The 8,222-nt window shown below is 62.0% G+C and carries 7 protein-coding genes and 1 pseudogene; 2 read left to right on the top strand and 6 right to left on the bottom strand.

The window, feature by feature from the left end; translation table 11 throughout:
• Together CR105_RS25980 and CR105_RS25975 are read right to left on the bottom strand one after the other, a co-directional pair.
• Positions 1-836 (bottom strand): annotated as a pseudogene (locus CR105_RS25980) (hypothetical protein); the annotation flags it as partial.
• 345 nt (positions 837-1,181) lie between these two features.
• On the bottom strand, positions 1,182-2,513 hold the full coding sequence (locus tag CR105_RS25975; RefSeq protein ID WP_099793686.1) for a sigma-54 dependent transcriptional regulator: 1,332 nt from the start codon (positions 2,511-2,513) through the stop codon (positions 1,182-1,184).
• Between the two features lie 258 nt (positions 2,514-2,771).
• On the opposite strand from CR105_RS25975, the gene CR105_RS25970 reads away from it, so the two are divergent.
• Positions 2,772-3,365, top strand: a complete 594-nt coding sequence (locus CR105_RS25970; RefSeq protein WP_099793684.1) for a type 1 glutamine amidotransferase domain-containing protein — start codon at positions 2,772-2,774, stop codon at positions 3,363-3,365.
• Here CR105_RS25970 and CR105_RS25965 read toward each other — a convergent pair whose 3' ends face one another.
• The 3 genes from CR105_RS25965 to CR105_RS25955 form a co-directional block, all read right to left on the bottom strand.
• Entirely contained in the window at positions 3,366-4,721 is a 1,356-nt protein-coding gene (locus CR105_RS25965) for an ATPase domain-containing protein (RefSeq protein WP_099793682.1), read from the bottom strand.
• A 13-nt stretch (positions 4,722-4,734) separates the two neighbouring features.
• Positions 4,735-5,136: a hypothetical protein gene (locus CR105_RS25960; protein ID WP_131021859.1), complete on the bottom strand. Its 402-nt coding sequence runs from the start codon at positions 5,134-5,136 to the stop codon at positions 4,735-4,737.
• Positions 5,137-5,340: 204 nt separating this feature from the next.
• Positions 5,341-6,240 carry an ice-binding family protein gene (locus tag CR105_RS25955; protein ID WP_099793678.1) on the bottom strand — a complete coding sequence of 300 codons (900 nt, stop codon included), beginning with the start codon at positions 6,238-6,240 and terminating at the stop codon, positions 5,341-5,343.
• A gap of 317 nt (positions 6,241-6,557) precedes the next feature.
• Between CR105_RS25955 and CR105_RS25950 the strand changes: the two genes are divergently transcribed.
• Positions 6,558-7,421: a hypothetical protein gene (locus CR105_RS25950; RefSeq protein ID WP_131021860.1), complete on the top strand. Its 864-nt coding sequence runs from the start codon at positions 6,558-6,560 to the stop codon at positions 7,419-7,421.
• 207 nt (positions 7,422-7,628) lie between these two features.
• Here the strand turns inward: CR105_RS25950 and CR105_RS25945 are convergent, their stop codons facing one another.
• The gene (locus tag CR105_RS25945; protein ID WP_099793674.1) at positions 7,629-7,985 is read right to left on the bottom strand and encodes a Rap1a/Tai family immunity protein; all 357 of its coding nucleotides are present in this window, start codon (positions 7,983-7,985) and stop codon (positions 7,629-7,631) included.
• Positions 7,986-8,222: the final 237 nt, after the last annotated feature.

Below are 8,222 nucleotides of genomic sequence, written 5' to 3'. Positions count from 1 at the left end.
GCAACGCCGCCGGCACCGCCGGCGGCATCGCCGGCGCGGGCACCGCGCGCGCCGGCGCCGCCGGTGCCGCTGGCGTCGCCACCGTCGCCGCCGGTGCCGCGCGCAAGGCCGCCGTCGCCGCTGGTCGTCCCACTGGCGCCGCCTGCGCCGCCGTTGGCATTGGCGTTGCCGCCGTCACCACCGGTGCCGCGCGCCAAGCCCCCTGCGCCGCCATCGCCGCCGGCGCCACCGGCGCCAACCCTGCCGCTGGTTGCATCGCGCGCCGCGCCGCCGCTGCCGCCGTCGCCGCCATTCGCGGCGCCAACCCGCACGGTGCCGTTCGACGCGGCGCCCGATGTGGCGTCGCCGCCTTCAGATCCGGACGATGCGTTGGCGCCGCTGGCGCGGGCGCCGTCACCGCCGCGTGCCCCTTCGGCGCTGCCGCCGGTGCCGACACCACCTCTGGCGCCGTTGCCGGCGCCGCCGTTGGCGTTGCCCGAGTTGGTGGCGACGTTACCGATATTTGTGACGTTGTTGCCGCCGACCGAACCATTCAGCGTGCTCGTCGCTGTCGCCGTGTTGGCGTTGAATGAATCGGAGAAATTGGCCGTGGCGGTGCTGCCGTTGTTGGCCGCTGCGGATCCTGCTGCAGTAGCGCGGGCGTTCCCGCTACTGTTGTTCTGTCCGCTGGAATCATCCTGCGACGAGTTGTTGTCGGTCGACGACACCGTCGTCGTGGCGGTCTGCGTGTTATCGCCAGCAACCCGGCGCACCCTGTTCTCTGGGTCGCTCGACTGTGCTTGTGCCGTAATACTGAAGGCCATCAAAAGCGCCGCTGCAATGGTAGTCCGTTTCATGAATATCCCCTCCGGTTGAGAATTCTTTAAGAAAGATTGCGACCGGCATGTTTATGCCGGACAAGGGAGGGATAGCAACAACGATGCCAAGCATGCGTTTCGTTCGCAAGTGATTGATCTTTCGCGCGAAAACTATTACGCTCGTGTTCGCCTAACGCTTCGGTTGCCGGTTGACAAAAGAGGAGTCAAAAAAGTGTCACACGGCCGTTACAGTGTGCGGCAAATCGCGCGCGGTTCGGCTACTCGTCCAGCATATTCCTCGGTTCTGGGGTGAATGGATGCCGACCGAAGGGAAAAGTGTATCGATGGTGTTACAACTGGTTACAGCTTGAGGCGCGCGCGCGGTCAGACGCTGATGTTGTATTTGGCGATGAGCCGATACAGGGTCATGCGCGACACGCCCAAGTGTTTAGCTGCATGGGTGACGTTCTTGCCGGCGTTTGCCAGGCTGACGCAAATGGCGTCACGTTCGGCGCGTACGCGCGACTCCCCCAGCGCGTCGCCGTGGAAAACGGACGTTTCGCCGGCAAGGTTGAGGTCGGCAGGCGTGATGAGCCGCCCATCGGCGAGCACCATCGCGCGCCGGATGCAATTGATCAGCTCACGCACGTTGCCCGGCCAGTCATGCTGCTCCATCGCGCGCATCGCCTTGCTGCTGAATCCTTTCACATGCGCGCCTTTTTCGGCCGAGTATGTACGGAAGACGTGCTCGGCCAGCAACGGCAGATCGGCCTTGCGTTCGCGCAGCGGGGGGACCTCGATCGGCAAGACGTTCAGGCGGTAGTACAAGTCTTCGCGGAACTGGCCCTGCGCCACCGCGCTTTTCAGGTTTACGTGCGATGCCGCGATGACGCGTGCGTCGACGGCGATTTCGCGCGTGGCGCCGATGCGCGTGATGGTGCGTTCCTGCAGGAATCGCAGCAGATTCGACTGGATATCCTTCGGCAGGTCGCCGATTTCATCGAGGAAGATGGTACCGCCGGCGGCTGATTCAATCAGGCCCGCTTTTTCCTTGGCAGCGCCGGTAAATGAGCCGCGCTCGTAGCCGAACAGCTCTGACTGAATCAGGCCCGAGGGCAGGGCGCCGCAATTGATGGGCACAAACGGACCACCGGCACGCAGCGAATTGGTGTGGATGGCGTGTGCGGCCAGTTCCTTGCCGCTGCCACTTTCACCCCAGATCAACACGGGCGCATTGACCGGGGCAACCTTGCGTATCTGCGCACGCAAGGCGTTGATGGCCGCCGAGTCGCCCTGGATCGATTGAAAACCGCTGGCGCTGGACTGATCCAGCGGGCGCTCGCGCAGCATCGCCCATCCGTGTGCGTGGCCAAGGGTGTGATGCAAGCGAGCGTGGTCAAGCGGCAACGTATGGAAATCGCACAAGTGGTCCACCACCAGCGCGCGCGACTCGCGAGCATCGAGCTCGCTGCGCTCGATGACGCCAACCCATTGAACGTTACAGTGGCGGCGCAAGAATTGGTCCGACTCTGCAGCCGTCGCAGTATCGATACAATCCAATAGCAACCCGACCAGGTAACGCTGCGTTTGTAGCACACGGTTCGCTTCATGCAAGCTCGAAATGACGCACACATCCCAGCCGCTAAGGGGTCCGCATGTTTCGCGCACCGCGCTTGCGCCTTTGGTCGAGATGCAGATTAATCGCTTTACCGCCATTGTCAGCTTTCAATGGGGGGTGGGTCGCTTGCAAAGAGGCGGACGCCGTCCGCACCTACCCTGCATAATATTCTAGGCTTTTTGCCAGGCGTTGTGCGCACCGATGAGCTGATTTTTTTTGTCGTCTTGAGGTGTTTCTGCGCAGCTAACATCGTCCATTTTGTCCATTTGGTTGCCGGGTGCTCGTGGCACGCGGGCGCCGCAGGCTATCCAAACACACTATGATTGAATCGTGAAAGACGAAAACCGGGAGCGGCAATGGAAGACGATCGGATCACTGAACAGCCCCTGAAGGGCAAAAGCATAGCGGTGCTGATGACTGACGGAGTCGAGCAGGTCGAGTACACGTCGCCGCGCGAATTTCTTGAGAAATACGGCGCGCGGGTCATCTTGCTGTCGCCAAAAAATGCAGGCGAGGCCATCCAGGGGTTCAATCACTTGACGCCGGGCGACAAGTTTACTGTCGAGAAAAACGTCAACGACGCCAAGATCGGCGATTACGACGCGCTGGTGCTGCCTGGCGGCGTGGCCAATCCCGACTTGCTGCGGCTCAGTCCGGAATCGATTGCCTTCATTCGCGAATTCGCCGAGTCCGACAAACCGATGGCGGCGATCTGCCACGGTCCGTGGACGCTGATCGACGCCGGCGTGGCGATGTCGAAACACATGACCAGCTGGCCCAGCCTGCAGCAAGACCTGCGCAACGCCGGCGCCGAGTGGACCGACGACGAAGTCGTGGTCGACGGCCGGCTCATTACCAGCCGCAAGCCCGACGACCTGCCGGCATTCAACGACGCGTTGCTCAAAGAGTTGATCGCATGCTTCGACGACGACACCGGGCCGTCGTCGTAGTCACCCCAGCGCTTCGCCGATATCGATGCGGCCATCGACGATGTCGTAGTAGCGCATCTCGTGGCTGTGGCTGCTGCCGCGTACCTTGAGCACGGCAATGGCACGGCGGCGCTGGCCCGCCAGTTCAACGTGACGCTGGGTGACGATGGCGTCAGCGAGGAAGCTGGCGGTGCCGTCCTCGGTCTCGGTTGTCATCATGACGGTGACGCCGACGGCTTTGAGCACCTTTACCATGCGGCGCAGCGCCTGGCGAAAGTCATCGGCCAGCGCCAGCTCGAATTCGGGCAGGGAGTCAATGACGACGCGAATCGCCTTTTTTTCGCCGATCAGCGTGACCAGGTCATGCAGGAATTCGTCGATCGACACGTCCTGCAAGCCGGGATGGCAAACGCCGATGTTGCCATCCAAGACGAGCTGTTGCAGGCGTGGGTCGTAATCGGTGTCGAAGGTGGCGAGGATGCCGTTGCCGCCGGCGCGCGCGCCCTCGACCAGAAACTGTGACGCCAGTACCGACTTGCCCACGCCGGACGGCCCCGCCAGCAGCAACGCATAGCCCTGCGGCACGCCGCCGCCGAGCATCGCATCGAGCCCCTGCACGCCGCTCGCCAGGCGCACGGCGGTCGAGCCGGGCCGCGGCGCACCGGCGCCCTCTGGCGACGTCATCGGGAACACCGTGACGCCGGCGCTGTCGATGCGGAAGCTGCGCGCGCCGAGGTCGTGCGCGGCGTTGCGCATCTTCATGACCTGGATCTGACGCGCCATGGTGTTGCCGCGCGGCCGCTGCGACAGCCAGATGATGCCGTCCGCGACCGTGAACAGTGAACCGTACTCGTCCTCGGGAACCGCGAACTCGGCGATCAGGAACGTGGTCGCCTGCCAGCTGATCATTTGCATGCCGAGTTGCTGGACAAAGGACTGCAAGGCAGCGGCGTTTTCGCCATCGGACGGTACCGAGCGCATGATCGAGTGAAACGAATCGACAAATACCAGGCTTGGCGAGAAATCCTGGACTTCGTCGATGATGCGCGCGATGACGCGGTCGAAATCGCCGTCGACGATGTCGGCGGCCAGGTTGACGAATTTGACTGACGTGTCGAGCTTGTCGAAATCGAAGAACGCATACTGCTGCTGGTAGCGCAGCATCTTCAGGGGCGGTTCGCCCACCACGGTAAAGAACAGGGCGCGGCAGGCGGGACTGGCCATGCCGAACAGCATCTGGTGCGCCAGCGTCGTCTTGCCGCTGCCGGCGTTGCCGGCGATCAGGTTGAACGACAGTTCCGGCACCCCGGAACCCATCAGTTCGTCCAGGCCCGGAACGCCCGTGCTGAGCCGGCCGATTCCAACGCGATCGTCCATCTTGGTGCTCCGTTTAATTGTTGTGCGCTTCGGCGCGGCTCAGCGCCGCATGCAGGGTCGACATCGTCAGATGCTTGCCAATCAGCAGTAACAGGCTGTCGATCAGCGTGTTGAAGAGCATCAGGCTTGCGGCGCCGGCTTCGGCCAGATCTTCGGCCTCGAAACAGCGGCGCAGCGCGTTGAATTCCGGATCGGCCGGACGCGAGCGTGGATCGAACATCAGCCAGGTGAAGTCGAGGTTGACGTGCTGGATAGTGCGGAACAGCAAAATCTCGAAGCCTTGTTCGCCGATGCATTCGATCAGCTCGTCGGCGAGCAGTTCGAGCAGTTCGATACTCGTGTTGACGATGGCATCGGGATCGCGCGCCAGTTCGCGCGCAATCAAGTCCCGCGGGGAATGGTCGTGCGTTGTCATGTCTTGCCCCAAGAGGGAACCGTGATCGATTGATTGACAGCCTTGCCGGGCGCCCCACGGTCCAGTAACGCAACCATAGAGTAAATATACTACTTATTTGTATTGAAGCAAGCCCTTCGCAAGCGCGACCGGGGCGGCGTTGCTAATTTCGCCAAGTGCCGGCCACGGGGTTGTCTGTCCGTACTGGGACGCACGTCTGTTGGGTCAGGCGCGGCGACGGCGCACTGCGCCAAATGCAATGATTCCCAGGCCGAACAGTGCAAGCGAACCCGGCTCAGGAACCGTGTTCTCGCTCGGTCCGCCAATCTCGCCGCTGCCGAGTGCGACGCCCTGGTCGAATCCGCCGCTTCTGTTCAGGCAGCCGGTCATCGAGATACTGTCCTGGTTCAGCATCACGGCGCCGTTGGCCGACAGCAGCCGTCCGCAGCCGATGGTCAGATTGCCGTCGCCGCTGATCAGGCTTTGGGCAAGCACGTTGCCGGCGAACATGGCGCCGTTCAGGGTGGCCGCGCTATGGACATTCCAATACAGGCCCACATTGTCGCCCGAGCCAACGTTCTGAACCACGACGTTCGACGTGGTCGAGGTGATCAGTGTGCTCGGGAACTGGAAGACCCAGACCGCATTGCTGGCGCCGCCGCCGTCGAGGAACAGGGTGCCCATCAGGTTTGTCATGGCCGCCGAAACCGTGTAGGTCCCTGGCGTGATGACGCCGCCATGCGCAGCCTGCCACGCGTCGAGGTCGCCTTCGATGGTGGTGCCGACGCCGAACGCCGACAGGCTCAGGATGGCGGCATCCACGTCAAGTTGAGCTTGCTGGGCCAACAGCGTGTTTGATTGATTCGACCCGGAGGAAAAGACATAGCCGCCGCCAGTCGAGCCATTCGGCGCTGAGCCGAGATTGCCACCGATGACGCTGGTCGGCACATTGGTGACGCCCGATGCGCCCAGCACGGCGAAGGTGGCCAGGTCCGGGCCGAGGATAGGCGCCGCGGCAGCGGAGGTCGCTGCGCAGAGGGCGCCGGCGAGCATCACGGCGGAAACGATAGATGACCGGAAGGATTGGGCAGCAGCTGGACTGGTCGACTGACGAGGGATTTGCATGGTCTTGCCTTCGTAGTTGCTTGAGCTTCACAGGGCGTGATCTGCTCTTGCACGAGTAAATGCAAATGTTGTGCCAGAAATAATACAGCTTAAATATCAATGAGTTGAGAGGAAAATTGCTAAGTTAATATTGCGGTATGTAAGATTTGTCGACGCCGGATTTTTGGAAGCCGGCGGCTGCATCGATTCTTCATGCCCGCTACAGGGGAATGTTGCTGGGCGAGACCGCATCCGCGCTTGTGTTCGCGACAAGGGCAGTACCAAGGAGGCCAGGGCAACCCCACTGCGTGCTCGCGGCCCGACACCAGATCCCACGAATGCCCGTGCTCGTCATGCAAACCGCCTTGTTCGTCTCATTGCAGGTGCGCAATTATTTCTTCCTCGGCAGGATGGCGGTCATACCCACACAAGGAGGAAGCATGAACAAAAACATGAGGCACGCGGCATTGCTGAGCTTGCTCGGCGCGGCAATCGGTCTGAGTGGCTGCGGCGCTGGCTTGGATACAGGCGGCAACGATTCGGCGCCGGCCGCTGTCGACAGCGGCATGTATCGCGATGTGTTGGCCTACTGCAGAATTGCCGAACCGGTCGGCATCGACGCGACACGTGACGGCTGGACGACCTACTTGCTGAACTCGGACCAGTATTTGACCGTGACCACCGGCATGGTCTCGGTGGCAGGCAGCAGCAGCCAATGGGAAACGCCGCTGACCTTGTATGTGCCGCTCAACAATGGCGCCAGTGCGTATGGCGAGCCGGCGTGGTCGATGGGCGTGCGCATGCCGACCGTACTGGGCAAGCAATCGGTCGCTTGCGTGCGGCAGGCGTCGCATACTTTTACGCCGCCACAACCGTCTATTCCAGGGGTGCCGAATCCGCCGCTGGTGTTTCAGACCGTGTGGGATAGCTATTGGGACCGAGCGATACCGGTGTCGACGCTGCCTGGCAGGGCGGTCTACGGGTTTGAGTTTGTCAGCAATTTTGCGCCAACCGGGGGGGAGGTGTTTTTCCGCACGGGTAAGGCGAGTGTGGCGTCGGCGTCGGCGTTGTCGGTCTGTTATCTGGCGCCGAGGTCGGTGCAGTGGAGTTGCACTCAGCCTGGCGTGGCCGATGCGGGCAAGGATTGGCAGCTGTCGGTGAGTAGGCCGAAGCAGGGGGTGTATGTGTTGGTGGCGCCTTGACGGGACCGGGTTTGAAACGTTTCGCCGCTGGAAGTGCCCAGGCGGGCCTCCAGCGGCGTTAAACGCCGTACTTCTGCTTGCGGCGGCGGTGCTGTTACCCCACCGATGCGCTGTCTCTCATCGGTCGTGCCCATCTGGGACGGCACCTAATAGCTATTTCAGCGGCCAGAACCAGATTAGTGTTGGCGCAGGCTATGAAGGAAGGCTTCATTGCCTGCCTTCAGCTGGACGGCAGGGGTATTTTCGGCGAAGCAGGTCGAGCAGCAGCAGCGAGGCGTTTTTCTTGCGCTCGGCTGGAGCCATTTTGGTGATTTCATGCGCCAGGTCGTAAGCCATGTCCGCCGTTTTAAGCACGTTGACGTCGCACCATACTCGGCCCTTGCCTGAATCGCGCGCCCCGTCGAGGTAGCTGTAAGCCTTTTCGCGGTCCATGTATTGCACCGAATTCAGCTCCGCCGGGTGGGACATCATTCGAACGAACTGATCGCCGCTCAGCGAATAGGCGTCTGGCGCGGCGACCGCGGCAGCAGGCAGTGCGGAGGACGCGATGGCAAGCGCGAGCACGGCGGCCGGAAGGCAGTTTCGGGGCTGACCGCCGCGCCCACTTTCTCCGGTCGGCTGCGCAAAGGGAAAGACCTGCCTGGATCCAGCCAACTTTCCAATCTCATGATGCCTCCAGGAGCCGGTCTATAAGAACGGCGCCGTTCAGTTTTGGCTGTCCTGGAAGGTTGAATAGTGACGACGCTAAAACCCCAGTCGTGTACCTGCTTTGACGATTGGAATATTTTCGGAACGGAAAAA

Origin of the sequence: Massilia eurypsychrophila (assembly GCF_002760655.1) — a bacterium.
GTDB lineage: Bacteria > Pseudomonadota > Gammaproteobacteria > Burkholderiales > Burkholderiaceae_D > JAFCUW01.
Note: the sequence above shows the minus strand (reverse complement) of the source record. Positions and strands in the feature narration are given on the sequence as shown.